The following is a 22,192-nucleotide window of genomic DNA, read 5'->3' as shown; positions in this document are numbered from 1 at the left end:
TGTTCAACTGGGTTCGTTTGAGCCGTCATCACCAGCGATGTCCGGGTCTTCAGGGTCAGCGTCCACGTTCCCACGCTTCACTTCCTCAGATGGCAATTGCTCCACAGCAGTGTCGTCGTCAGGCGGACGTTGATCGCGACTCAGGGAATCGGTCGGTGAAGGCAATGGATATTCCGGGGTTTCGTCGATGTCGGCGTCTTTCGGATCAGCGTTCATAAAGCACCTCTTGAGGGCCTGAAAAGCAGGCCCTGATATTTCGAGGATTGCGCCATGCATGCGTTCGATCAGAGAGACGATCGGTCGAGCCTGTCGCAAAGCATGGTCAATCGTCGTCCTGGTCCTCTTCCTCGTCTTCAAACTCGATATTTCCGACATCGCCTGCATCATCGGAATCGTTGAGCGGCACCGTTGCGTCATCCATCAGCGAGCCAGGGTCTTCGTTACCGGGATCGTTTATAAACGGAAGCCCGCTCGGGCCTTTTTCTTCCTTGCCTTCGGTTTTAGGAGTCATGGCATGCCTCACAACGTTCTGGGGTGTATGAAGTTCGAGGCGACCTACGACCAAACGTTCCAGAGTCCTACTACCAAAAAAGAAAAACCCGGCGCTGGGCCGGGTTTCTGGTGTAGCGGATGTCGAATCAGTGATGTTTGTTTTTATGCTTGTTTTTATGCTTATGCTTGTGGCCGCTACCGGAGTGCGAACTGCCGCTGTCGCTACCCAAGTTGTTGCCGACTGCCCCACCCGCCGCACCGCCCAAACCTGCGCCAATGGTCGAACCGGTAGAACCGCCGAGGCTGTTGCCGATCACCGAGCCACCCGCCGACCCCAAACCACCGCCAATCGCCGCTTCTGTGCGACTGCCTTTGTTTGCGCCGACCGCGCTACCTGCCGCGCCGCCCAATCCGGCGCCAATCGCGGCACCCGTGCTGCCGCCCATTTGCTGGCCGACCACGTTACCTAGCGCACCGCCAATACCACCGCCAACTGCAGCGGTGCCGTCACCGGCTGCCATTGCACCTTGAGCGACCAAAAGTCCCAGAACCAACGTGGACAATGTCAAACGCATGATATGAACCTCTAAATTCCGTATCGGGGGTAAGAGAACGCGTTACGGATGGCGTGAGTCTATCTTTTTCCCCACGTCAGCGCTGATCGTTGGACAGCTGTAGACCTGAAGAGTATGAGGAAGAAACATCCAGACACGAAAAGCCCGGCATTCAAGCCGGGCGTTTTAAACTTATCGATCAGGATCAGTGACGCTTGTGCCCTTTGGCCAGGTTGCTGCCAACGCCGCCGCCCAATGCGCCGCCCAAGCCTGCGCCGATGGTGGAACCGGTCTTGCCGCCCAGGCTGTTGCCGATCACCGAACCGCCAGCCGCGCCGACACCACCACCAATGGCTGCTTTAGTGCGGCTGCCTTTGCGTGCGGCAACAGCGCTGCCGGCCGCGCCCGCGACACCCGCACCAATCGCTGCACCGGTGCTGCCGCCCATTCTCTGGCCGACCACATTGCCCAGCGCGCCACCCAAACCACCACCGATCGCGGCAGTGCCGTCACCAGCAGCCATCGCACCTTGAGCAACCAAAAGCCCCAGAACCAGAGCAGGCAGTGTTAAACGCATGACAAAAACCTCAAAAAATAGGGGTAACCGAAAGGGGCGAGATTGAATGCTTTAGAGGACCAGACACGCACGGGTTCAACCTCGCTATAGGCGACGGTTGGACAGCGTTTATAGAAAAGGTTTTATGACAGGCAAAAAAAAGCCCGCTGGGGAACGGGCCAGGTACTGCTTTCTAACGGATGAGTTGAGCCTACGCAGGTAGGTGTGAAAAGTTTGTGAAAAAAATTTACCAACAGCTAGTGATGTACCTGTAGTCGAAATCCCAGGAGCCAACCTCATGAAAATGAAAACCCCGCTCAATGGCGGGGGTCTGTACGGTTGATAGTTACTTCCTGGCAGGCGCCGCCACCTTGGGCATAAACTTCGCCTTGGGCCCTCGGCGCACCGCAGATTTCAATTTGTTGTTTTGGACCGGGTCTTCACCAAAGCCTGCCACATACTCCGTTTGGCCACACTGGACGCAATTGTTGATCGGAAACTCTGCCCCTTCCTCTTCGATATACGGATCAGTCATACCTTTCCCCTCTCAAAAGGGTCGACACCGGCAAGCCCAATTTGCCAAAAAAATATCGACCACCCAGGATTCTGAGACTAGTCGGTCATTACTGGACTTGTAATTCAGATTGTTGCATGCCCGACGAATGGCCCCTTGCTTCACTCACCGCAGTTTTACCGCCGTCCCGGTCACAAACACCACCACCATCCCGCCCTTCCCGGCAGGCATGCTGATCTCAAAATCAAGCCCCACCACCGCATCGGCCTGAAGCGCCCGCGCCTGCTCCTTGAGCTCGTCGGTTGCCTGAATTCGTGCGTCCTTCAACGCCCGCTCCAATGTCTGAGAGCGTCCACCGAAAAAATCCCGCATCCCGGCGAACATATCGCGCATAACGTTGACACCCTGCACCGACTCGGCACTGACGATGTCCAGATAGGCAGTGATTTGCCGGCCTTCGATGGTGTGGGTTGTGGTGGTGATCATTAAATTTCCTTGTTCATGGCCCGCGGATATTTACTCAAGGCAACCTGGACAGATGTTGAGCCAACGCATCAAACGCCGGCAAGGTGACCGGATCGTTGGCCGAATTACTGGCAACAGGATGCGAGGCGTAGCGAACAATTACCATCTCGGCTTTCGGGTCGGCGTAGTTCTCGCTGTATTTGAGGCCGGTCGTCATATCGAGCACCTGACGCACAGTGGCACTGCCAAACGCAGAGCTCGCGAGTTCAGGGACGTAATCGGCGACAAGCTTGTTCGCGTCGATTTGCCCTTCCGCCACCAACATGGCCCCTAACGTGCCGATCACGGACTTGGTCACCGACATTGCCGCGTGCTGGCCCGCAGGTTTCAGCACGCCGAAGTAACGCTCGTAGACAACTTTCCCGCGGTGCATCACTAAAATGCCATCGGTGTAAGTGGCCGCGAGTGATTGATCCCAAGTTATCGACGTCTTTGTGCCGAGCGGGACGAAGCTGATCGCATCGATGTCTTTGCGCAGCATCAGGTGGACGGCCCAAAGTATTAGAGCAGCTTGACCAACACTGCGGTGACAGTGGCCACCGTGCCAATCAACCCAGTCGCCACAGCCACCGGATACCAAAAAGTTTCACGGGTCATCTTCCCGGCTTCGGCGTTCAGCTTGCGCTGCTCAGCCATCAGCTTGACGATCTCCACGTGAACCTTTTCCAGTTCGGCCTGTTTCATGGTGAATTCCTGCATAACGTGCGTGCGTCCATCCAGATAATGGGCCGCGTCATGTGCCTTGCCCGTTGATTCATTTTGTACCCTAAAGGCGCACCAAATACCCCTTCCGAAACGTAACATTGCCATACACGAAATCCAGACACCAGAAACCACAAAACCCCTGACTTCTCTCGAAATCAGGGGTTTTGGTTACATCGAATTTGGCGGTGAAGGAGAGATTCGAACTCTCGATACAATTTCTTGTATACACACTTTCCAGGCGTGCTCCTTAAGCCACTCGGACACTTCACCGTATCTCTTCAAACATGTTCTGTCTGTCGAGGCGCGCTAATGTAGTCGAAAGCTTTTCCGATGGCAAATATTTTTTTCAGAATTTTCATGCGGTTAGCGATTTAGTCGTTCCGGTGAGTTCCGGGCCATGGCAAACCGGCCAATCTCCGGCGTCGCGCCCCGCTTCTATATAGAGGGGAATGCGCGGCTGGCGTGGCGGGCGATGCTCGCTGGGCGGGAAAAGGGTGACTGGGTGGTCAGTCACGGCGCTTTACCTGGCCTACGGCGGTGGGTAACGTCTGCCCTACTTTATTCAAAGGAATAGCGTCATGAGTGAGTTGATTTCCTACCATCTCGAAGACGGTATCGCGACCCTGACCTTGAGCAATGGCAAGGTCAATGCCATCTCCCCGGACGTGATTGCTGCGTTTAACGCTGCGCTGGATCAGGCGGTGACTGATCGTGCGGTGGTGATCATTACCGGTACGCCCGGGATTCTGTCGGGCGGTTATGACTTGAAGGTGATGACCTCCGGCCCTAAAGAGGCCGTTGCGCTCGTGACTGCCGGTTCGACGCTGGCTCGTCGTCTGTTGTCGCACCCGTTCCCGGTGATCGTGGCGTGCCCTGGGCATGCGGTGGCCAAGGGCGCGTTCCTGCTGTTGTCGGTGGATTATCGCATTGGTGTCGACGGTCCGTTCAGCATTGGTCTGAACGAAGTGCAGATCGGCATGACCATGCACCACGCCGGTATCGAGCTAGCCCGTGATCGCCTGCGCAAGTCGGCGTTCCACCGCTCCGTCATCAACGGTGAGATGTTTAATCCGCAGAGCGCCGTGGATGCCGGTTTCCTCGATCTGGTGGTGTCGGCCGAAGAGTTGCAGGGCGCGGCGCTGGCGGCGGCTCGTCAGTTGAAGAAGATCAACATGACTGCTCACAAAAACACCAAGTTGAAAGTGCGCAAAGCGCTGCTGGAGACGCTGGACCACGCGATCATCCAGGATCAGGAGCATTTGGTTTAAGCCCAAATCTGAAAAACCGAAAAGCCCGACCGTCGTGTCGGGCTTTTTCTTACGCACCCTGTTGAAAAGCCTACAACCGCTCTAGGTCGCGTCTGACTCATAAGTCGGAAACATGCGCTCAAACATCGCCTATCTCCCACCTCTATAGCGGCAATTGCCGAAAACAGTGCACATCCGTACACTGCGCCACCTTTTGTCCCGGTGGGGCCTGTAAATGCTCTTTGTGTTTCGTATGTTATTGATGGGCCTGCACTTTATTCTGGCCGGTGTGCTCGGGGTGATTCTCGGTCTGTGCCGACCATTTAATCCGGACAACAGCCGTTTGTGCGCGCGTCTTTATGCATGGCCGGCGATGTGCATTTTGCGTCTGCGGGTGAAGGCCGACGTCGGACCGTTGATGGATAAACCCGACAGCTGCGTGATCATCGCCAACCACCAGTCCAACTACGATCTGTTTGTGTTCGGCAACGTGGTACCCCCCCGCACCGTGTGTATCGGCAAGAAGAGTCTGAAGTGGGTGCCGCTGTTTGGTCAGTTGTTCTGGCTGGCAGGCAACGTGCTGATCGATCGCGGCAATGCGCAGAAAGCGCGCCAGTCGATGATGACCACGACCCACACGCTGCAAAATGAAGACACCTCGATCTGGGTCTTTCCTGAAGGCACGCGCAACCTGGGCGAAGAGTTGCTGCCGTTCAAGAAAGGCGCCTTTCAAATGGCCATTGCCGCCGGGGTGCCGATCGTTCCGGTGTGTGTCAGCAGTTACGTTAAACACATGCGCTTGAACCGCTGGCGCAGTGGGAAGATTCTGATTCGCTCGCTGCCGGCGATTCCTACGGCTGGATTGAGCCTGGATGACATGCCGCTGCTGATTGCCCAGTGCCGCGAACAGATGCGCGAGTGCATCGCGTCAATGGATCGGCAACTGCAAGCCGCGTAAAAGAAACCCGCCCAGTGCGGGTTTTCTTTCGCCTGCAAGCTTTGCCTACGAACTCCGCAGATTTTGCTGACTCTCAAGCAGCAGACAGGGTTAAGCTGAACACCGCCTGCCACTGCCATCTTTGCTAATAGAAAGCTACCAATAAGAAGTGAATCACCATCATGGGTAGAGTTGTTGCTGCTGCGGTTTACAGCGCCGGTAAGAAAGTCACCAATATCACCCTCGACGAAGGCGCTGCCTGGGCTGCAAAGCCTGGCCACTTTGTCTGGATCGGCCTCGAAGAGCCGAACGCTCAGGAGCTGTACAACCTGCAACGCCAGTTCAACCTGCACGAACTGGCCATCGAAGACGCCCTGGAAAAACACAGTCGACCGAAACTGGAAACCTTCGGCGACGCGCTGTTCATCGTCACGTATTCGCCGATCCGGCATGAAGGCAAACTGCAGTTCATCGAGACTCACATCTTTGCCGGCAACGGTTACATCATTACCGCACGCAACGGCCACTCGGCGTCCTACGCTCATGTCCGACAGCGTTGTGAGGCGCGTCCACTGTTGCTGGAGCACGGGGAAGATTTCGTACTCTATGCCATCCTCGACTTCGTGATCGAAAACTACCAGCCAATGGGCGAAGCGATCCATGCAGAGATCGATGAGCTGGAGAGCAGCGTAATGTGTAGCTCCCTGAACGAGCGCGACATTCAAAAACTCCACAGTCTGCGCCGCGATGTATTGCGCTTGCGCCGGTTTGCGGCGCCGATGGTGGAGATCAGTGAGGAACTGCAGAACCTGAGCTTTCCGTTCATCGACAAGAACATGCGCCCGTACTTTCGCGATGTGCAGATCCACGTCACGCGGCAGATGGAAGACCTGACGACCCTGGCGGATATTGCCAGCCAGACCATTGAGGTTGGGGTGTTGCTGGAGGCGTCACGCCAAAGCGTGGTGCAGCGCAAGTTTGCGGCGTGGGCGGCGATTCTGGCGTTCCCGACGGCGGTGGCCGGGATATACGGGATGAACTTCCAGAACATGCCGGAATTGATGTGGCATTACGGGTATTTCGGGGTGCTGGGGTTTATCGGTGTAGGGTGCGTCAGTTTGTGGGTGAGCTTCAAGAAGTCCGGGTGGTTATAGCCAATACCGAGTCGTGCGTGAAATTCGCGGGCAAGCCTCGCTCCTACGGATTGCGGTGACCTGTAGGAGCGAGGCTTGCCCGCGAAGCTTTTCAAGGTTTAAACAGGTTCTGGCTTGTGCGCCACAAACCGCATCATCCACTCGGCAACGGTAGTGCCGTGATGCTCGTGCTCAAGGCTCGCCATACCTTTCGAATAAATCTGCTCGCCCAGCGCTTGCTGACGAATATCCAACAGCGCGCGCGAGTAATCGTGAATGAATTCCGGATGCCCCTGGAAGCACAGCACCTGATCGTTGATGTGATACGCAGCAAACGGGCAGAATTCGCTGGAAGCAATAACCGTGGCATTTTCCGGTAGCGCGGTGACCTGATCCTGGTGGCTGATCAACAAGGTCAGCTCTTCCCTCAGCGGGCTCATCCACGGCGCCTTGGCGGCGAGTTTGTAGCTGTGGGTGCCGACGCCCCAGCCTTGGGGTGCACGTTCGCTCTTGCCACCCAGCAGCAGCGCCAACAGTTGATGGCCGAAGCACACGCCCAACAGTTTGTCGCCGCGCTCGTAGCGGGCCAGCAGGTAAGTCCTGAGGGTTTCAATCCACGGGTCGGTGCCGAAGGAATCGGCCTTGCTGCCAGTGACCAGATAGGCGTCGAAGGTCAGCTCATCGCCGGGATATTCGCCCTGCATCACGTTGTACACGGTGAACTCGGCAGCGATGGGTTGCTGCGAAAACAGACGCTGGAACATCTGCCCGTAACCCTGATATTGATCGACCAGTTCCGGACGCAGGATGTCGGTTTCCAGAATGCAGATGCGTAACGACATAAAAAATACCTGACACTTGATGGGAATAATGCACACCCCTGAGCCTGCCTTGAAACACCCTGACAAGGCAAGCCCCGGAAGGCGTCATACGTCCCTTAGAAGGCCTCCCCTTTGGCCGCTTTTTCCAGCAGCAGTGCAGGGGGTGCGAATCGCTCGCCATATTGCTCCGCCAGGTATTGGGCGCGGGCGACGAAGTCTTTCACCCCGTACTGGTTGATGAACTGCAGCGCGCCGCCGGTCCAAGCGGCGAAGCCGATACCGAAGATAGAACCGACGTTGGCGTCCGCCGTCGAGGTCAGCACACCTTCCTCCACGCAGCGCACGGTTTCGATGGCTTGCACGAACAGCAGCCGATCACGCACGTCCTTCGGCGAAATCTGCCCGTCAGCCTTCTCGAAACGGGTTTTCAACTCCGGCCACAAATGCTTCTGGCCACCGGCCGGGTAATCGTAAAAACCACCTCCAGCAGCCTTGCCAGGACGCTTGTATTCGTTGAGCAGCACGTCAATCACGGCGAACGCCGGGTGCTCAATCAGCGGCTTCCCTTCTGCCTGTAGGTCTTTGGCGGTTTGCTGGCGGATATGGCTCATGAGGCTGAGGGAAACTTCGTCGGAGATCGCCAGAGGTCCGATCGGCATGCCCGCCTTGCGCGCTTCGGTCTCGATCATCGGCGCGCTCACGCCTTCGCCCAGCATGGCGATGCCTTCGTTGGTGAACGTGCCGAAGACCCGCGAGGTGAAGAAGCCACGACTGTCGTTGACCACAATCGGCGTTTTCTTGATTTGCAAGACGAAATCGAACCCGCGAGCCAGGGTTTCGTCGCTGGTGTGGGCGCCTTTGATGATTTCCACCAGCGGCATTTTCTCCACGGGGCTGAAGAAATGCAGACCGATGAACTTGCTCTGATCCGGCACGGCGGTAGCGAGGCCGCTGATCGGCAAGGTCGACGTGTTGGAGGCAATCACCGCGTCCGGGCCAACGACTTTTTGCGCAGCCGAAGAGACGTTGGCTTTCAGATCGCGATCTTCAAACACCGCTTCAATGATCAGATCGCAACCGGCCAGATCGGCATGGCTTTCAGTGGGGTGAATGCGCGCCAGCGTTGCATCGCGCTGATCAGCACTCAATTGGCCACGAGCAACCTTCTTGTCCAGCAGCACCGCCGAATGCGCCTTGCCCTTTTGCGCTGCCGCAAGATTGATGTCCTTGAGCACCACGTCGATGCCGGCCGACGCGCTGACAAAGGCGATACCGGCGCCCATCATGCCGGCGCCCAGCACACCCACGCGATGCGTCACGTAAGGCGCAAAACCCTGGGGCCGCGAGCCACCGGCATTGATCTCATTGAGCTGAAACCAGAACGTGCCAATCATGTTTTTCGCCACCTGCCCGGTGGTCAATTCGGTGAAGTAACGGGTTTCGATCAGGTGCGCAGTGTCGAAATCCACCTGAGCACCTTCCACTACGGCGCAGAGGATTTTCTCTGGCGCGGGCAGGCAGCCCTGGGTTTTGCTGCGCAGGATCGACGGCGCGATGGCCAGCATTTGCGCGACTTTCGGGTTCGACGGCGTACCACCCGGAATCCGGTAACCCTTCACGTCCCAGCGCTGCACGACCGAAGGATTGGCGATAATCCAGGCGCGAGCCTTGGCCAGCAGTTCATCACGATCCGTCGCCAGCTCATCAATCAACCCTGCCCGCAACGCCTGCTGCGGCCGGACTTTCTTGCCCTCGAGTAGGTACGGCAAAGCTTTTTCAATGCCGAGCATCCGCACCATGCGCACCACCCCGCCGCCACCCGGCAGCAGGCCGAGGGTCACTTCCGGCAAGCCGAGTTGCACCGAAGAATCATCCAGCGCAACCCGGTGATGGCACGCCAGGCAGATTTCCCAACCGCCGCCCAACGCGGCGCCGTTGATGGCCGCAACCACCGGTTTGCCGAGGGTTTCCAAAGTTCGCAGCTGCCCTTTGAGCGTCAGCACCCTGTCATAGAAGGCTTTGGCTTCAGGCTTGCCGACCTTGATCAGTTCATTGAGGTCGCCACCGGCGAAGAAAGTTTTCTTGGCCGAGGTGATGATCACGCCGGCGATGGTGTCTTTGTCGGCAACCAATCTGGCAACACACGCGGCCATGGCTTCGCGGTAGACCGCGTTCATGGTGTTGGCGCTCTGTCCCGGCATGTCGATGGTCAGGACGACGATCTGGTCCTGCCCTTTTTCGTAACGAATGGCTTCGGTCATGTCACTTGTTCCTTAAGGTCGGGGCTCAGAGGCGTTCGATGATGGTGGCAATGCCCATGCCGCCGCCGACACACAGCGTCGCGAGGCCATAGCGCAGACGCCGGGTTTCCAGTTCATCGAGCAACGTGCCGAGGATTGCGCAGCCGGTGGCACCCAGCGGGTGGCCCATGGCGATGGAGCCGCCGTTGACGTTGACCTTGTCCGGGTCGATCGCCATGTCCTTGATGAATTTCAGCACCACCGAGGCGAAGGCTTCGTTGACCTCGAACAGGTCGATGTCTTCGACCCGCAACCCGGCCTTGGCCAATGCCTTGCGGGTAGCCGGTGCGGGCCCGGTGAGCATGATGGTCGGATCGGTACTGGTAACTGCGGTGGCGACGATCCGCGCCCGTGGCTGTAAGCCCAACGCCCGACCCTTGGCCTCGGAACCGATCAGCATCAGCGCCGCGCCATCGACGATGCCGGAGCTATTGCCCGGGGTGTGCACGTGGTTGATCCGCTCGACATGGCTGTAGACCCGAATCGCGGTGGCGTCGAAGCCCATTTGCCCCATCATTTCGAAGCTCGGCTTGAGCTTGCCCAAGCCTTCCAGGGTCGATTCGGCGCGGATGAATTCATCGTGATCGAGCAGGATGATGCCGTTCTGGTCCTGCACCGGCACCAGCGACTTGTTGAACGAACCATCGGCCCTTGCCCGCGCAGCCTTTTGCTGGGAGTGCAGCGCATAAGCATCGACGTCCTGACGGCTGAAGCCCTCCAGCGTGGCGATCAGGTCAGCGCCCACGCCCTGAGGGGTGAAATGGCTGTGAAGATTGGTTTGCGGGTCCAGTGCCCAAGCGCCGCCATCGCTGCCCATTGGCACGCGGGACATGGACTCGACGCCGCCGACCACCACCAGGTCTTCGAAGCCGGAACGCACTTTCATCGCCCCGAGGTTCACCGCCTCCAGCCCCGATGCGCAGAAGCGATTGATCTGTAAACCCGACACACTGACGTCCCAATCGGCCACCTGGGTCGCGCTTTTGGCAATGTCTGAGCCTTGGTCGCCGATGGGCGTCACGCAACCAAGCACCACATCGTCGACCTGACGGGTGTCGAGGGAAGTGCGCTGTTGCAGCGCCGTGAGCAGCCCGGCTACCAGGTTCACCGGTTTGACGCTGTGCAAGGTGCCATTGGCCTTGCCTTTGCCGCGGGGCGTGCGTAACGCGTCGAAAATCAAAGCTTGGGTCATGACGTCCTCGAACCTGGGCGGGGAGTAAATACAGAGTCCCCACTCTTAGGCCGAGCGCCCATGGATTCAATGACCGCAACGCTCACTGACATTGACGGTCACGCTCAGACGGACGGTAGTCAACCACCGGTTTAACCGATTCAGGACACCAAGCTGTCTAGCCAACGGGCGCCCAAGAAGCTGGCAATAGGCCTCATGCCTTTTTAAGCGAAATTTATATGAATCCCATACGAAATGGATCTAAACCAAGCGTGACGCGGGCTCTAAGGTGAACTTGTACGAAGTTGTCGTCGGGTTTTGCCGAGGCGCTCGTCAAACAGGAAGTGCAATGCTCTGTCGTCATGGAGAAATGCAGGCAGGCATCAGGAAATAACAATAAAGGCGGTCAAGCCATGTTCAAACAATCGAAAGTACGTCAAGCCGGGCTCATTCTATTCGCCACTACGCTGTTGTTGATTTTGCCGAACCTGACCAAGGTGATCGGCTAGTCGGTCAATAAAAAATACGGCGCCAGATTTTATATCGCCCTCTAAAAATGTGACTGGCTCGCTACCCGGGCCAGCGTGGGTGTGCCAACCTTTGCGGCACTTCCACGACATGGACGGCGATCACTTGAAAACGCTCATTCTGTTCGGGGCCTTGCTGCTCAGCACGCCTCTGTCTGCCGCACAGCTGAACCTTGAGCTGGGCGCGAGCAGTCGCACCTGGCAAACCGAGGAGTTGCTCAAGCATCCTCAGGTTCAGACCATCACGATCAGTAACGACGTGTCTTACAAACGGGACATGAGCTATCGCGCTGTTCCGGTGGCGGCGTTGTTGACCGGCATCAAGCCTGAAGATCATTTACAGGCTGTTGCCCTGGATGGTTTTGCCGCAGAACTGTCGGCGGCGCCGCTGCTCAATACCCAGGGTGCGCGTGCATGGTTGGCAATTGAAGAGTCCACCAAGCCGTGGCCAGCGCTGTCGGAAGGCAAGCCCGGCGCCGGACCGTTCTATCTGGTCTGGACCGATCCGCAGGCGGGCGACATCAGCCCCGAGCAATGGCCATTCCAGGTGGCGAGCATCAAGCGCATGGCACCGGTGGCCGAGCGCTTCCCTGCCCTGCTGCCCGATCCGGCGCTTAAGGCCGACGATCCGGTGAACAAGGGCTTTGCGCTGTTTCAGAAGAATTGCCTGGCGTGTCATCGATTGAATGGTGCCGGGGATGCGCAGTTCGGGCCTGATCTGAATATTCCGTTTAACCCCACCGAGTACTTCGGCGCGGATTTCCTTAAGCGCTACATTCGTGATCCGCAGAGTTTGCGCCAGTGGCCGCAGGCGAAGATGCCCGGGTTCTCGGTAACGGTGTTGCCGGACGGGGATCTGGAGAGGTTGGTGGGGTATTTGAAGCACATGGCTGGCCGAAAAGTTACGCCCTGACACTGCCCCCCTGTGGGAGCGAGCTTGCTCGCGATGGCGGTGTGTCAGTCGCAGCAGTTCTGACTGAACAGGCGCCATCGCGAGCAAGCTCGCTCCTACAGGGGGTTGCGGTGTATCGGATTACTGCTGCTGGACAGAGATAAGCGGGGTCGGGGTCGGCGAAACAAACACTTTCGCATGCATCTGCTCGCTACCACCGCCACGCCGCATGCCACGCACCGGGCAGGCATCCAGGTAATCCAGGCCCACCGCCAGTTTCAGATGACGCTCCGGCCGCGCCAATTCATTGGTCACGTCGAAGCTGTACCAGGCGTCATCGAGCCAGGCTTCTGCCCAGGCGTGACTGGCCAGGTGTTCGCTGTTCTCGCTGTACAAATAGCCCGACACATAACGCGACGGAATGCCCAGGCTGCGAGCGCAGGCGAGAAACGCGTGGGTGTGGTCCTGGCAGACGCCCGAACGCCCGGCGAAGGCCTGAGCGGCGCTGGTGTCCACTTCGGTGGAGCCCGGCGTGTAGGTCATGTGCTGGTTCAAGCCATGCATCAAGTCGATCAGCGCTGTGCGATCCCGGCGTTGTTTGCATTCTTTTTCGGCAAAAGCGCGCAGTGCTTCATCGGGCTCGGTCAGGCGCGTGAAACGCAGGAACGGCAGCGCCGACTGGCTTTCATGCTCCGCCTCACGCAATTCGTCGATGTCCACCTGCCCACGCGCGCCGATGATGATCGCCTCGTGGGGCTCGTCCATGGTCAGCACGTGCAGGATGTTGCCGAACGGATCGAGTTGCGCGCGCACCGGGCGCGGCAAGTCGAGTTGCCAGCTGAGCACATGCTGGCGCTCGCTGTCGTGAGGTGTCAGTCGCAAATACTGGATGCTCGCCCGCACCTGATCTTCGTAGTGATAGGTGGTCTCGTGGCTAATGGAAAGTCTCATGCAGCCTCCAGGTAGGAACTGTGAATGGCGTTGCCCAACTGGCGCACCAGCGGGATGAACTCGGTCAGCCAGGCGTGCAGGCCTTCGTCGAGAATTTCGGTGATGCCGGTGTAGCGCAAGCGTGCGTCGATTTCCGCGGCCAGGCGTTGCGCGGGACGACCGTTAGCCCCTGGCAGTTGGGCGAGGATCTGGTCGATTTCTTCGGTGCAGGCGCGCAGGGAACGCGGGACATCGGCCCGCAACAGCAGCAGTTCTGCCACATGCCGGGCGCCGGGGGCGTCGCGGTAGATTTCGGTGTAGGCCTCGAAAGAGGACAACGCCCTTAGCAAAGCACTCCACTGGTAGTAAGCGTGCGCCGTGCCATCGCTGACCGCTTCGGCCTGATCGCCGGCCATTTCGTAGCGGGCATCCAGCAGGCGCAATGTGTTGTCAGCCCTTTCGATAAACGTCCCCAGGCGAATGAAACGGAACGCATCGTTACGCATGATCGTGCCGTAGGATGCGCCGCGGAACAGGTGGGAACGTTCCTTGATCCACTCGCAGAAACGGCTCATGCCGTAGCGACTCAAGCCTTGATCGGCTATCCCGCGAATTTCCAGCCAGGTGGCATTGATGTTTTCCCACATGTCCGCGGTGATTCGCCCACGCACCGCATGGGCACTGGCCCGCGCGGCGCCGAGGCAGCTGTAGATACTCGCCGGGTTGGCCGCGTCCAGGGCGAAGAAATGCAGCAGCCGTTCGGCGTGCAATTCGCCGTGGCGCTCCAGGTAATCGTCCAGGGTGCCGGTAATCAGCAACGGCATGGCGAGTTCGTGCAGGCCATCACCGCGGCCATCCTGTGGCATCAGCGACAGCGAATAACTGATGTCGAGCATCCGTGCGAGGTTTTCCGCCCGCTCCAGGTAACGCGACATCCAATACAAATCCGAGGCAGTTCTACTTAACATGGCAGGCTTCCTTCAATCCTCGACCACCCAGGTGTCCTTGGTTCCGCCACCCTGGGAGGAATTCACCACCAGGGAGCCTTCGCGCAAGGCGACACGGGTCAAACCGCCGGGCACAACCCGGGTTTCGCGGCCAGACAATACAAACGGACGCAGGTCGATGTGGCGTGGAGCGATGCCGTTTTCGACAAAGGTCGGACAGGTCGACAGCGACAACGTCGGTTGCGCGATGTACGCATGGGGCTTGGCTTTGATGCGCGCGCGGAATGACTCGATTTCCGCCGCCGTCGCCGCCGGCCCCACCAGCATCCCGTAACCGCCGGAGCCCTGGGTTTCCTTGACCACCAAATCCGGAAGATTGGCCAGTACGTGGGACAGTTCGGAGGGATTACGGCACTGCCACGTCGGCACGTTCTTCAGAATCGGCTCTTCATCCAGGTAGAAACGGATCATGTCCGTGACGAATGGATACACCGACTTGTCGTCTGCGACCCCGGTACCGATGGCATTCGCCAGCACGACGTTGCCGGAACGGTAGGACGACAGCAGCCCTGGAACGCCAAGCATCGAGTCCGGGTTGAACGCCAGCGGATCGAGGAACGCATCGTCGAGGCGACGGTAGATCACGTCGACGGCTTTCGGCCCGTCCGTGGTGCGCATGAAGACCTTGTCGTCACGCACGAACAGGTCCGCACCTTCCACCAGTTCAACGCCCATCTCCCGAGCCAGAAACGCATGCTCGAAAAACGCGCTGTTGAACCGGCCAGGGGTCAGCACCACCACGCTCGGGTTATCGATCGGGCTGGAGCTTTTCAGGGTGTCGAGCAACAGGTTCGGATAATGGTCGATGGGGGCAATGCGCTGCGCCGCAAACAATTCGGGGAACAGTCGCATCATCATCTTGCGGTCTTCGAGCATGTAGCTGACGCCACTCGGTGTACGAAGATTGTCTTCGAGCACGTAGTACGTGCCGTCGCCATCGCGCACCAGATCGACACCCGAAATGTGCGAATAGATATCGCGGTGCAGATTCAGCCCTTGCATCGCCAACTGGTATTGCTCGTTGGCCAGCACCTGCTCGGCCGGGATGATGCCGGCCTTGATAATGCGTTGCTCGTGATAAAGGTCGGCGAGGAACATGTTCAACGCCTTGACCCGCTGAATGCAGCCGCGCTCGACAACTCGCCATTCACTGGCAGGGATGCTGCGGGGGATGGTGTCGAAGGGAATCAGGCGCTCTGTCCCTTGCTCATCACCATAGAGCGTGAATGTAATCCCGGCGCGATGAAATAACAGATCGGCCTCGCGTCGCCGTTGTGCCAAAAGCTCGTCAGGCGTTTCGGCCAGCCAACGGGAAAACTCCCGATAATGCGGGCGGACCTGGCCGCCGGCATCGTACATCTCATCAAAATAGGTGCGGATCATGCCGTACTCCTTGTCACCCGGACATCTGGGCTTCGCAAAGCCCGTGCCATCGGCATAAACGCTTTGATATCAATCAGTTGGATAATCGAACTGCACGCACCGCACCAATCCTGTGCGGTAAATGCCCCCACCTGATCGCCCCCGCTTCATTGCGAAGCAATGTTGTCGCCTATCACCAGCATAGTCAGAGTTGATTTCACTGCCCGGGAGTCGATGCGGATAATCCGCGCATTCGCTGAAAATCTTGATGAACTTCCCTTTAGCCGCCTGCTCAGGCGGTTTTTTTTGTGCCGGATTCTTGTTTCAGGGTTTTGCCGGGGGCGTTTTCTATTCCGCAAAAACGAAAACGGCCAACCCTGAGGTCAGCCGTTGCTGAGTGTTGTTACTGTTCATAAGGTTATGCGAGTAGCCCTCGTACCTCCTGCTTGACGCCCCATCCTTCGATGATGCCGCCCAATGGCTCGACCACCGCCTCGAAATCCTGCTCAAAGTCGCCGATGCCGTCATAGGTGGCGTACATCACTTTGCTCAGTTCCAGGTACCACGCGCCGTCGTCGCGCACGCTGATTTGTGCATTCAAGGATTCACCACAGTAATGCCCCGCCGCCCTGCGCGCCCGCTCCTCGTCCGGGAAAATGGCGTAGAACTCGATGGGATGGAATCGTGAAAAGTCGAAACCGCCTTCTTTCATGCGGCGCAACACGCTGCTGCTGATGTCTTCTTGATAGGCTGTGCTCATGAATCGTCCCCCTCAGATTGATGGATAGACTTTCCGTATTCCCGGCACTCGCAACCGAATGGGGCGAGCGATGCGGCAACAACATTGCCGGTGGGAAGCAAGCATGTAGCTGACAAGACCAGACCTTAGCGATCCGTTCGCTGATCTCGTTTGCAGAGTAGCCCCTAGATAGAGCCGCTGCCAAGGCCTGGTTGTGAATGTGCCGAGGTAAGTGTCAGACGGGAGTAATGCCGAGGATTTCAATGCTGCACTGGTTTTTCAGATTTTTGACAGTCGGATCATCGGCGCGCCCTTCCAGATCGTTGAGGTCCAGTTCGGCAGCCACAGGCAGACGCCGGGCGCGAATGAGTTTCGCGGCTTGCTCGCTGTTTGGGCATTCATCGCTCTCGAACACCTCGTCAACTTGCTCACCGTGATCATCAACGAAAGTGACTTTCCACTTTTGCATCGGTGCCTCCTTGGTAAAACCCGCGGATGGGTTTACCACTATCTCGACCTTGTACCCCGGCCAATCGTTCAACCGGACCCTCTCTCTATAAGTGAAGCATGAAAAAAGGGTCGCCTCCGACGTGTTTTACACCGGAGCGACCCTTTCCGACCTGCGTGCTATCAGTCGTTGCTAGGTTTGTTCACAGCCGCAGGACGAATTGCGGCAAGGCGAAAGCGCCGATGTGGATTTCCGGGTTCTAGTAGCGGGAATGCAATCAGATTCGCACGTTGCCCCGCGGCCCGGCGATGGCCCAGATGATCAGGCCCAGGACCGGCAGCAGCAGGATCAACAGCACCCAGACGATTTTCATCCCGGTGGTGGCGCCACTTTTCAGCACGTTGATGATGGCCCAGATGTCCAGGGCAAGAATAATCAGGCCAATCAGACCGTTGAACGTGGAACCCATGGTGACGCTCCCTAAGAGTGGTATGCACTCTTAGGATAGCCGGCCATTGCGACGGTTCCGTTTTATTGGCGCCTTGTAGGCTTCAGACGTGGATCGCCACTTTCAGGGCTTCCAGGGACGGTGCGGCAGTGATGCCGACTTCGGCGCACAACTCGAGCACGCGCGGCACGTCGCTGCCGTAGACCAGCACCACTTGCAGTTCGTCGTCGAGCAGCTGACTGAAGTTCATCAGCACGTAGCCGCCGTTTTCCTTGTTCATGCTGCTCATCTGCACCTGAATGCGATTGAGCGCGGTCAGGGCTTCGGTCTTGGCCAGTTGCTTGGGTTTGATGTTGAAATCAACGCCGGGCCCGAACGAGGCGACGATCTGGGCGAACAGATCCATGTACGTGTCAGCCTGGAACAGCACGGTTTCCGGCAGGCTGCCCACGACTACCCACTCCCCCAGCGGAATCGGGAACGTGTCGTCGTAGTTGATATCCGGATTGGCCGTCAGAAAAGCCTCTGGATTGGCGTAGGCCTGGGCCGCTTCGTCAGCGACTTTCAGGATTTCGTCATCGCTCATGCACCCGGAGCTTATTTTGCTGATGAGTTCGACGAGTGCGGCTTTCATGGGCGGAATCCTGTAGCGAGGGAATTTTGAAGCCGCGAAGGATAGCGCATTACGCCCCGCAATTCCTGTGCGCGAGCAGGGTCGGGATTGTTGACCCACATCAAGTTCTGACGCACTGAGTAGCGGCAAAATACTGGCACCTTGCCGAAACCGTTTCCGCTATCAGAGAAGACCTCCATGGGTGCCTGGCTTAGCAATATCTCACTGAAATACAAATTCTGGGCGGTCAACGCCGTCGCGTTCATCACGACCTTGTTGCTGGTGATCTATGCCGTGCAACTCGAACAACAGGCCCGCAGCCATGCCTCACAGGCATCGGCCCAAGCCCAGGCGCGACTGCTCGGCGCCTGGCCCGCCGGGCAACCGCTACCCAAAGCCGATAACGTGCTGACTTTCAGTCGCGGGCAGGCACCGTTGCTGAACGGGCAGCCGGTACAGGAACTGGCCGATACCAACGGCTGGGTCGGGATCAATGCCATGCCGCTGTTCGGCGACAACCCGTTGATGGGCGCCGAAGTGTTTACGCGCACGGATGGCAATCAGGTCGCGGTGATTACCCATGGCCCGAGCCTGGCCCAGGTATTTGGCGAGCGTTTACCCAACTATGCAGTGGCGGTAGCGATCCTGATGCTGGCGATGCTCGGCGCTTCGCAGTTGTTGATCCGCTTCCTGCTCAGCCAGCTCAATACGCTGAAGGACGTCATGCTTCACGTCGAGAAAACCGGTGACCTGTCGACCCGTGTGCCGCTGGCCTGCACTGACGAAGTCGGGCAGATGGCCAACGCTTTCAACGCCATGCAGGCCGGTTACCAGCGGGTGGTCAATACCGTTGCCAGCACCGCCCGGCAACTGGATGTCGGCGCGGCGCGGCTCGCGTCGAGCATGAACGAGGTGCGTCACGGCATGCTCGGCCAGCAAAGCGAAACCGATCAGGCCGCCACGGCGATCAACGAAATGACCGCCACGGTCTATCACATTGCCCAGCACGCCGGCGCCACTCGCGACCTCTCGCAAACCGCCGACACCCTGGCCGGCAGCGGGCAGCAAGTGGTGAGTCGGGTGCAGAAGTCGATTGCCGGGCTGTCCAGCGGGGTGCAGCAGACTGCAGAGATGATTCAGCGTCTGGCCGAGGACAGTCAGAAGATCAACAGCGTGGTCAGTGTGATTCACAGCATTGCCGAGCAGACCAATCTGCTGGCCCTGAACGCGGCCATCGAAGCGGCCCGTGCCGGTGAAATGGGTCGCGGCTTTGCGGTTGTCGCTGATGAAGTGCGCAACCTCGCCAAGCGTGTCCAGACGTCCACTGACGAGATCACGATCATGGTTTCGGCGTTGCAGGCCGGGACTCGGGACGCAGTGGACTTCATGCAGGAAAGCTCGTTCAAGGCCGACGATTGCGTGCAGCAGGCTCAGGAAGCCGGCGCAGCGTTGGCGCAAATCACCAGCGCAGTGGCGCAGATGCGCGAAAGCAATACGCAGATCGCCGTGGCAGCCGAGCAGCAGAGCCACGTGGCGGAGGAGATGAATCGGTCGATCGTGAGCATTCGGGATGTGACCGAGACCACTGTGCAGCAGACTGTGAACTCGGCGACCACCAGTCATGAACTGGCGGCGTTGGCCGGGGAATTGAGCAAGGCTATCGGGCAGCTCAAACTGTGATAACGCCATCGCGAGCAAGCTCGCTCCCACAGTGAATCTCTTTTGTACCAAAAATCAATGGTCACTGAAGATCCCATGTGGGAGCGAGCTTGCTCGCGATAGCGTCAGCTCAATCAACATCAATTTCGAACATGGCCACCTATCACTTCGATAGCCAACCTTGATTCGCCGCCCGCTTTGGCCACGCCTATTCTTCAATCATGTGTTCAACATGGATCGAGGATTACCATCATGGGCAAACGTCACCCCAACCTCCCCGCCTGGCAATGGCGAGCGTGCCCGAACAATCACCAGCACCCGACCAATCTGGTGCTGCACCTGATGGCCGTGCCGCTGTTCATCGTGGCTTTTCTGCTGATTGTCACGGGGGTGTTCAGTCTGAGCTTCGCGAATGTCGCGATCGGTGTGATCGGCCTGCTCGCAGCGCTCGGCCTGCAACGCCACGGTCACCGTGAGCGCCACCGTCGTCACTGATCAGGCGAAAATCGTCACCGTCTGCCGGCTCATGGCAATCAACTGACCGTGCGCGTTCCACAGCTTCGCGGCCGCATGGCCGTAGCCGTCATCGGCATGTTCGGTTTCAACCAGGTATTTGCACCAGTCCAGCGTGCTCAGTTCCAGCAATGGCTGGACGAATTCGATGGTCCAGGTCAGCGTGCTGCCCATCGCCGGTTTATTCAGGTGCGGCATCAGGGCCGGTGGCCAGGCGTCGACCAGCGCCAAAATATGCGCTTCACTGACCGCTTCTTCCTTCACGTCCCCACGCAAGCGCACCCAGCCGCCCATCTCGCGGGATGTGTTGCCCGTGAACGGCAGACCGCCGACACTCCAGCGCATCGCCAGATGCTGCATGAACTCCGGGAGTACCCCTTTGATGAACGGCAGTTCCTGACAATCGTCCCAGTGCTTCATCTCGGGTGCCGGTTCGGCGATCACCGCCACTTCCGACGGTCGCGAGGCGCCGAAGCTGCCCTGGATCAACGTCACCACCTGCCCCTTCTGCATCGCCCGACCCAGCACCTGGCTGACAGCCTTGCCTTCGCGCAACACATCGACTTCAAAGCTGACCGGCACTTCAGGCTCGACCGGACCGACAAAGGTGATCGCCAACGAGCGCACCGGACGATCCGCCGGGACCTTCGCGCGCATGGCTTCGTACTGCAAGGCGGCCACCAGGCCACCGAAACTGGCACGCCCCTGAGCCCATTTGGCCGGAATAGACAGCTCCAGCGGCTGGCTGCGGACAGCGTCGAGCAGATCGGAAAAGCGCATGGAAACCTCGGTGCGGGAAAATGATGATGGGATCTTAACCAGCCTGCGAGGACGGCACAGCGCTTATTCCGGCCAAAGAGGCGGACAGATAGGCCGCATGCCGGACATCGATTCCAAATACAACAGCTCCCACAGGGATATGTGGTGGTATCAGGATTTGAAACAGGTGGCGCTGAGTTTGTCGAGGACGCGGTCGGCGCAGCCTTCGGCCTTGGCCATGGTGGTTTTCCAGACGGCCACACAAGGCTGCAAATCGGCTTCCTGTTCGGACCGGGCCAACCATTGCCAGCAATCGTGCCAATCGCCCAACGCACCCTGGGCCGACTTGAGTCTGGGCAGCGCCGGTTTCGGCAATCGATCAAGCTCGGGATAGGCTTCGATCCCATAGCGCACGCGCTTGATCAGCAGGCGCAGACGATGGCGATCATGGGCAGGGTCGTGCAGGGCCTTATCGAGTTTTTTCCATTGTTTGGCCAGACGTTTTTCGATGCGCTGTCGCAAGCCCTTGAGCAAGCCCTGACGCTGGGAGGCCCGCAAAAAGCGCGGAAAGGCGTCGAGGATCATCAGCAACTGCGCCACTTCAGGACTCATCGCCACCGCCGGATAAGCCTCGGCCATTTGCGCCATGCGCCGATGGGCAGCCTCGGGTTGGTCATGCTGGAGCAAGTACGCCGCCAGCACTTCGCGATCGCGCAACGGCGTGGTCAGGTCGCCGACCCGGGACGCCGCCGCTTCCAGCTGTTCGACCCCGGGCAAGCCGCGCAATGGCCGCAACAGACTGCGCAAACGGCGAACCGTAGTGCGCAGATCGTGCAGCGCTTCAGGGTCGGTGCGGGCACTCAAGCGTGCCTGACAGGCCAACAACCGAACTTCCAGGCTCAGGACATGAGCCACCAACCGATCAACCAAGGCAGACATCGCTTGCTCCCTGAATCGAATTCCCCCAATTGCCTACATCATGCCTCAACGGCCAGCGCGCGACTCACGAATATAGAAGCGTGCCTTCTCGGCCTTCTTGGCGCAGCCTTCGAACGCTTCGAATTGCTGCTGGGTCTTGGCGCCGGTCAACAGCGACAGCGCCTTGGAGTAACTGACATTCCCGGCGAAACCTTCAGCCTTGGCCAGGTCCAGCTCATGCCACGCCGCATCGATCCCGTTGGCGCAGCTGTCACGGTAAGCGGTTTTGCCGGCACAACCGGCGAGTGCCAGGGCAATCAATGGCACACAGATCCAGGCTTTCATCACTCACACCTCAAAAATAGGTCAACAGTCGTGCAGTTAAGACGGTCTGACGCGTGAAAAGTGCCTCGGTCCCGCCG

The 22,192-nt window shown here is 58.6% G+C and carries 25 protein-coding genes, 1 tRNA gene and 2 pseudogenes; 6 read left to right on the top strand and 22 right to left on the bottom strand.

Features of this window, described 5'->3' with window-relative positions:
- Positions 1 to 3: 3 nt before the first annotated feature.
- From ACYZT7_RS10930 to ACYZT7_RS10890, 9 genes and pseudogenes are all read right to left on the bottom strand, one after another.
- A complete protein-coding gene (locus ACYZT7_RS10930) occupies positions 4 to 216 on the bottom strand; it encodes a hypothetical protein (protein WP_462041027.1) in 213 nt (70 codons plus the stop codon).
- A 106-nt stretch (positions 217 to 322) separates the two neighbouring features.
- Positions 323 to 511 (bottom strand): hypothetical protein, encoded by a 189-nt coding sequence (locus ACYZT7_RS10925; protein ID WP_461973332.1) that lies wholly within the window; start codon positions 509 to 511, stop codon positions 323 to 325.
- A 127-nt stretch (positions 512 to 638) separates the two neighbouring features.
- Positions 639 to 1,067: a glycine zipper domain-containing protein gene (locus ACYZT7_RS10920; RefSeq protein WP_449644353.1), complete on the bottom strand. Its 429-nt coding sequence runs from the start codon at positions 1,065 to 1,067 to the stop codon at positions 639 to 641.
- Between the two features lie 184 nt (positions 1,068 to 1,251).
- Positions 1,252 to 1,623: a bacteriocin gene (locus ACYZT7_RS10915; RefSeq protein WP_462041026.1), complete on the bottom strand. Its 372-nt coding sequence runs from the start codon at positions 1,621 to 1,623 to the stop codon at positions 1,252 to 1,254.
- Between the two features lie 325 nt (positions 1,624 to 1,948).
- Positions 1,949 to 2,137 carry a hypothetical protein gene (locus tag ACYZT7_RS10910; protein WP_462041025.1) on the bottom strand — a complete coding sequence of 63 codons (189 nt, stop codon included), beginning with the start codon at positions 2,135 to 2,137 and terminating at the stop codon, positions 1,949 to 1,951.
- Positions 2,138 to 2,281: 144 nt separating this feature from the next.
- Positions 2,282 to 2,602, bottom strand: coding sequence for a YbjQ family protein (locus ACYZT7_RS10905; RefSeq protein ID WP_449644356.1), 321 nt, complete (start codon positions 2,600 to 2,602; stop codon positions 2,282 to 2,284).
- Positions 2,603 to 2,714: 112 nt separating this feature from the next.
- Positions 2,715 to 3,119: pseudogene (locus ACYZT7_RS10900) on the bottom strand (serine hydrolase); the annotation flags it as partial.
- 23 nt (positions 3,120 to 3,142) lie between these two features.
- A complete protein-coding gene (locus ACYZT7_RS10895) occupies positions 3,143 to 3,325 on the bottom strand; it encodes a hypothetical protein (RefSeq protein WP_274073285.1) in 183 nt (60 codons plus the stop codon).
- A 201-nt stretch (positions 3,326 to 3,526) separates the two neighbouring features.
- Positions 3,527 to 3,616, bottom strand: a tRNA-Ser gene (locus tag ACYZT7_RS10890).
- 308 nt (positions 3,617 to 3,924) lie between these two features.
- Between ACYZT7_RS10890 and ACYZT7_RS10885 the strand changes: the two genes are divergently transcribed.
- The 3 genes from ACYZT7_RS10885 (at position 3,925) to ACYZT7_RS10875 (ending at position 6,684) form a co-directional block, all read left to right on the top strand.
- On the top strand, positions 3,925 to 4,614 hold the full coding sequence (locus ACYZT7_RS10885; protein WP_462041024.1) for a crotonase/enoyl-CoA hydratase family protein: 690 nt from the start codon (positions 3,925 to 3,927) through the stop codon (positions 4,612 to 4,614).
- 214 nt (positions 4,615 to 4,828) lie between these two features.
- Positions 4,829 to 5,551, top strand: a complete 723-nt coding sequence (locus tag ACYZT7_RS10880; RefSeq protein WP_462041023.1) for a 1-acylglycerol-3-phosphate O-acyltransferase — start codon at positions 4,829 to 4,831, stop codon at positions 5,549 to 5,551.
- Between the two features lie 161 nt (positions 5,552 to 5,712).
- Positions 5,713 to 6,684, top strand: a complete 972-nt coding sequence (locus ACYZT7_RS10875; RefSeq protein WP_462041022.1) for a magnesium and cobalt transport protein CorA — start codon at positions 5,713 to 5,715, stop codon at positions 6,682 to 6,684.
- A gap of 98 nt (positions 6,685 to 6,782) precedes the next feature.
- On the opposite strand, the gene ACYZT7_RS10870 is transcribed toward ACYZT7_RS10875, so the two are convergent.
- The 3 genes from ACYZT7_RS10870 to ACYZT7_RS10860 form a co-directional block, all read right to left on the bottom strand.
- Positions 6,783 to 7,505 carry an amidotransferase gene (locus ACYZT7_RS10870; protein ID WP_462041021.1) on the bottom strand — a complete coding sequence of 241 codons (723 nt, stop codon included), beginning with the start codon at positions 7,503 to 7,505 and terminating at the stop codon, positions 6,783 to 6,785.
- A gap of 95 nt (positions 7,506 to 7,600) precedes the next feature.
- A complete protein-coding gene (locus ACYZT7_RS10865; RefSeq protein WP_462041020.1) occupies positions 7,601 to 9,745 on the bottom strand; it encodes a 3-hydroxyacyl-CoA dehydrogenase NAD-binding domain-containing protein in 2,145 nt (714 codons plus the stop codon).
- A gap of 25 nt (positions 9,746 to 9,770) precedes the next feature.
- A complete protein-coding gene (locus ACYZT7_RS10860) occupies positions 9,771 to 10,976 on the bottom strand; it encodes an acetyl-CoA C-acetyltransferase (RefSeq protein WP_462041019.1) in 1,206 nt (401 codons plus the stop codon).
- 597 nt (positions 10,977 to 11,573) lie between these two features.
- On the opposite strand from ACYZT7_RS10860, the gene ACYZT7_RS10855 reads away from it, so the two are divergent.
- On the top strand, positions 11,574 to 12,395 hold the full coding sequence (locus ACYZT7_RS10855) for a c-type cytochrome (RefSeq protein ID WP_462041770.1): 822 nt from the start codon (positions 11,574 to 11,576) through the stop codon (positions 12,393 to 12,395).
- A gap of 120 nt (positions 12,396 to 12,515) precedes the next feature.
- On the opposite strand, the gene ACYZT7_RS10850 is transcribed toward ACYZT7_RS10855, so the two are convergent.
- The 7 genes from ACYZT7_RS10850 to ACYZT7_RS10820 form a co-directional block, all read right to left on the bottom strand.
- Positions 12,516 to 13,325, bottom strand: a complete 810-nt coding sequence (locus tag ACYZT7_RS10850) for a transglutaminase family protein (protein ID WP_462041018.1) — start codon at positions 13,323 to 13,325, stop codon at positions 12,516 to 12,518.
- Entirely contained in the window at positions 13,322 to 14,272 is a 951-nt protein-coding gene (locus ACYZT7_RS10845; protein WP_111450675.1) for an alpha-E domain-containing protein, read from the bottom strand. Before ACYZT7_RS10845 ends, ACYZT7_RS10850 begins: the two co-directional genes overlap by 4 nt.
- Before the next feature lie 12 nt (positions 14,273 to 14,284).
- Entirely contained in the window at positions 14,285 to 15,694 is a 1,410-nt protein-coding gene (locus tag ACYZT7_RS10840; protein WP_462041017.1) for a circularly permuted type 2 ATP-grasp protein, read from the bottom strand.
- Positions 15,695 to 16,091: 397 nt separating this feature from the next.
- Positions 16,092 to 16,433 (bottom strand): ribonuclease E inhibitor RraB, encoded by a 342-nt coding sequence (locus ACYZT7_RS10835; RefSeq protein ID WP_059404670.1) that lies wholly within the window; start codon positions 16,431 to 16,433, stop codon positions 16,092 to 16,094.
- Between the two features lie 214 nt (positions 16,434 to 16,647).
- Complete coding sequence (locus ACYZT7_RS10830) at positions 16,648 to 16,881, bottom strand: hypothetical protein (protein WP_462041016.1); 234 nt, start codon at positions 16,879 to 16,881, stop codon at positions 16,648 to 16,650.
- Between the two features lie 256 nt (positions 16,882 to 17,137).
- On the bottom strand, positions 17,138 to 17,329 hold the full coding sequence (locus ACYZT7_RS10825; RefSeq protein ID WP_262169451.1) for a PLDc N-terminal domain-containing protein: 192 nt from the start codon (positions 17,327 to 17,329) through the stop codon (positions 17,138 to 17,140).
- An 82-nt stretch (positions 17,330 to 17,411) separates the two neighbouring features.
- A complete protein-coding gene (locus ACYZT7_RS10820; protein ID WP_462041015.1) occupies positions 17,412 to 17,942 on the bottom strand; it encodes a hypothetical protein in 531 nt (176 codons plus the stop codon).
- A 177-nt stretch (positions 17,943 to 18,119) separates the two neighbouring features.
- On the opposite strand from ACYZT7_RS10820, the gene ACYZT7_RS10815 reads away from it, so the two are divergent.
- Both ACYZT7_RS10815 and ACYZT7_RS10810 read left to right on the top strand, forming a co-directional pair.
- Positions 18,120 to 19,601 carry a methyl-accepting chemotaxis protein gene (locus ACYZT7_RS10815; RefSeq protein WP_462041014.1) on the top strand — a complete coding sequence of 494 codons (1,482 nt, stop codon included), beginning with the start codon at positions 18,120 to 18,122 and terminating at the stop codon, positions 19,599 to 19,601.
- A gap of 231 nt (positions 19,602 to 19,832) precedes the next feature.
- Positions 19,833 to 20,051: pseudogene (locus ACYZT7_RS10810) on the top strand (terminase); the annotation flags it as partial.
- Positions 20,052 to 20,075: 24 nt separating this feature from the next.
- On the opposite strand, the gene ACYZT7_RS10805 reads toward ACYZT7_RS10810, so the two are convergent.
- From ACYZT7_RS10805 to ACYZT7_RS10795, 3 genes are all read right to left on the bottom strand, one after another.
- Positions 20,076 to 20,873: an acyl-CoA thioesterase gene (locus tag ACYZT7_RS10805; RefSeq protein ID WP_462041013.1), complete on the bottom strand. Its 798-nt coding sequence runs from the start codon at positions 20,871 to 20,873 to the stop codon at positions 20,076 to 20,078.
- 150 nt (positions 20,874 to 21,023) lie between these two features.
- Complete coding sequence (locus ACYZT7_RS10800; protein ID WP_462041012.1) at positions 21,024 to 21,791, bottom strand: CHAD domain-containing protein; 768 nt, start codon at positions 21,789 to 21,791, stop codon at positions 21,024 to 21,026.
- A 45-nt stretch (positions 21,792 to 21,836) separates the two neighbouring features.
- A complete protein-coding gene (locus tag ACYZT7_RS10795; protein WP_129442522.1) occupies positions 21,837 to 22,115 on the bottom strand; it encodes a hypothetical protein in 279 nt (92 codons plus the stop codon).
- Between the last annotated feature and the right edge of the window lie 77 nt (positions 22,116 to 22,192).

This window comes from Pseudomonas sp. RT4P38 (assembly GCF_054897765.1).
Note: the sequence above shows the minus strand (reverse complement) of the source record. Positions and strands in the feature narration are given on the sequence as shown.

Coding starts and splice junctions, on each gene's coding strand:
- ACYZT7_RS10930 (WP_462041027.1), bottom strand. CDS start 216: ATGAACGCTGATCCGAAAGACGCCGACATCGACGAAACCCCGGAATAT.
- ACYZT7_RS10925 (WP_461973332.1), bottom strand. CDS start 511: ATGACTCCTAAAACCGAAGGCAAGGAAGAAAAAGGCCCGAGCGGGCTT.
- ACYZT7_RS10920 (WP_449644353.1), bottom strand. CDS start 1,067: ATGCGTTTGACATTGTCCACGTTGGTTCTGGGACTTTTGGTCGCTCAA.
- ACYZT7_RS10915 (WP_462041026.1), bottom strand. CDS start 1,623: ATGCGTTTAACACTGCCTGCTCTGGTTCTGGGGCTTTTGGTTGCTCAA.
- ACYZT7_RS10910 (WP_462041025.1), bottom strand. CDS start 2,137: ATGACTGATCCGTATATCGAAGAGGAAGGGGCAGAGTTTCCGATCAAC.
- ACYZT7_RS10905 (WP_449644356.1), bottom strand. CDS start 2,602: ATGATCACCACCACAACCCACACCATCGAAGGCCGGCAAATCACTGCC.
- ACYZT7_RS10895 (WP_274073285.1), bottom strand. CDS start 3,325: ATGAAACAGGCCGAACTGGAAAAGGTTCACGTGGAGATCGTCAAGCTG.
- ACYZT7_RS10885 (WP_462041024.1), top strand. CDS start 3,925: ATGAGTGAGTTGATTTCCTACCATCTCGAAGACGGTATCGCGACCCTG.
- ACYZT7_RS10880 (WP_462041023.1), top strand. CDS start 4,829: ATGCTCTTTGTGTTTCGTATGTTATTGATGGGCCTGCACTTTATTCTG.
- ACYZT7_RS10875 (WP_462041022.1), top strand. CDS start 5,713: ATGGGTAGAGTTGTTGCTGCTGCGGTTTACAGCGCCGGTAAGAAAGTC.
- ACYZT7_RS10870 (WP_462041021.1), bottom strand. CDS start 7,505: ATGTCGTTACGCATCTGCATTCTGGAAACCGACATCCTGCGTCCGGAA.
- ACYZT7_RS10865 (WP_462041020.1), bottom strand. CDS start 9,745: ATGACCGAAGCCATTCGTTACGAAAAAGGGCAGGACCAGATCGTCGTC.
- ACYZT7_RS10860 (WP_462041019.1), bottom strand. CDS start 10,976: ATGACCCAAGCTTTGATTTTCGACGCGTTACGCACGCCCCGCGGCAAA.
- ACYZT7_RS10855 (WP_462041770.1), top strand. CDS start 11,574: ATGGACGGCGATCACTTGAAAACGCTCATTCTGTTCGGGGCCTTGCTG.
- ACYZT7_RS10850 (WP_462041018.1), bottom strand. CDS start 13,325: ATGAGACTTTCCATTAGCCACGAGACCACCTATCACTACGAAGATCAG.
- ACYZT7_RS10845 (WP_111450675.1), bottom strand. CDS start 14,272: ATGTTAAGTAGAACTGCCTCGGATTTGTATTGGATGTCGCGTTACCTG.
- ACYZT7_RS10840 (WP_462041017.1), bottom strand. CDS start 15,694: ATGATCCGCACCTATTTTGATGAGATGTACGATGCCGGCGGCCAGGTC.
- ACYZT7_RS10835 (WP_059404670.1), bottom strand. CDS start 16,433: ATGAGCACAGCCTATCAAGAAGACATCAGCAGCAGCGTGTTGCGCCGC.
- ACYZT7_RS10830 (WP_462041016.1), bottom strand. CDS start 16,881: ATGCAAAAGTGGAAAGTCACTTTCGTTGATGATCACGGTGAGCAAGTT.
- ACYZT7_RS10825 (WP_262169451.1), bottom strand. CDS start 17,329: ATGGGTTCCACGTTCAACGGTCTGATTGGCCTGATTATTCTTGCCCTG.
- ACYZT7_RS10820 (WP_462041015.1), bottom strand. CDS start 17,942: ATGAAAGCCGCACTCGTCGAACTCATCAGCAAAATAAGCTCCGGGTGC.
- ACYZT7_RS10815 (WP_462041014.1), top strand. CDS start 18,120: ATGGGTGCCTGGCTTAGCAATATCTCACTGAAATACAAATTCTGGGCG.
- ACYZT7_RS10805 (WP_462041013.1), bottom strand. CDS start 20,873: ATGCGCTTTTCCGATCTGCTCGACGCTGTCCGCAGCCAGCCGCTGGAG.
- ACYZT7_RS10800 (WP_462041012.1), bottom strand. CDS start 21,791: ATGTCTGCCTTGGTTGATCGGTTGGTGGCTCATGTCCTGAGCCTGGAA.
- ACYZT7_RS10795 (WP_129442522.1), bottom strand. CDS start 22,115: ATGAAAGCCTGGATCTGTGTGCCATTGATTGCCCTGGCACTCGCCGGT.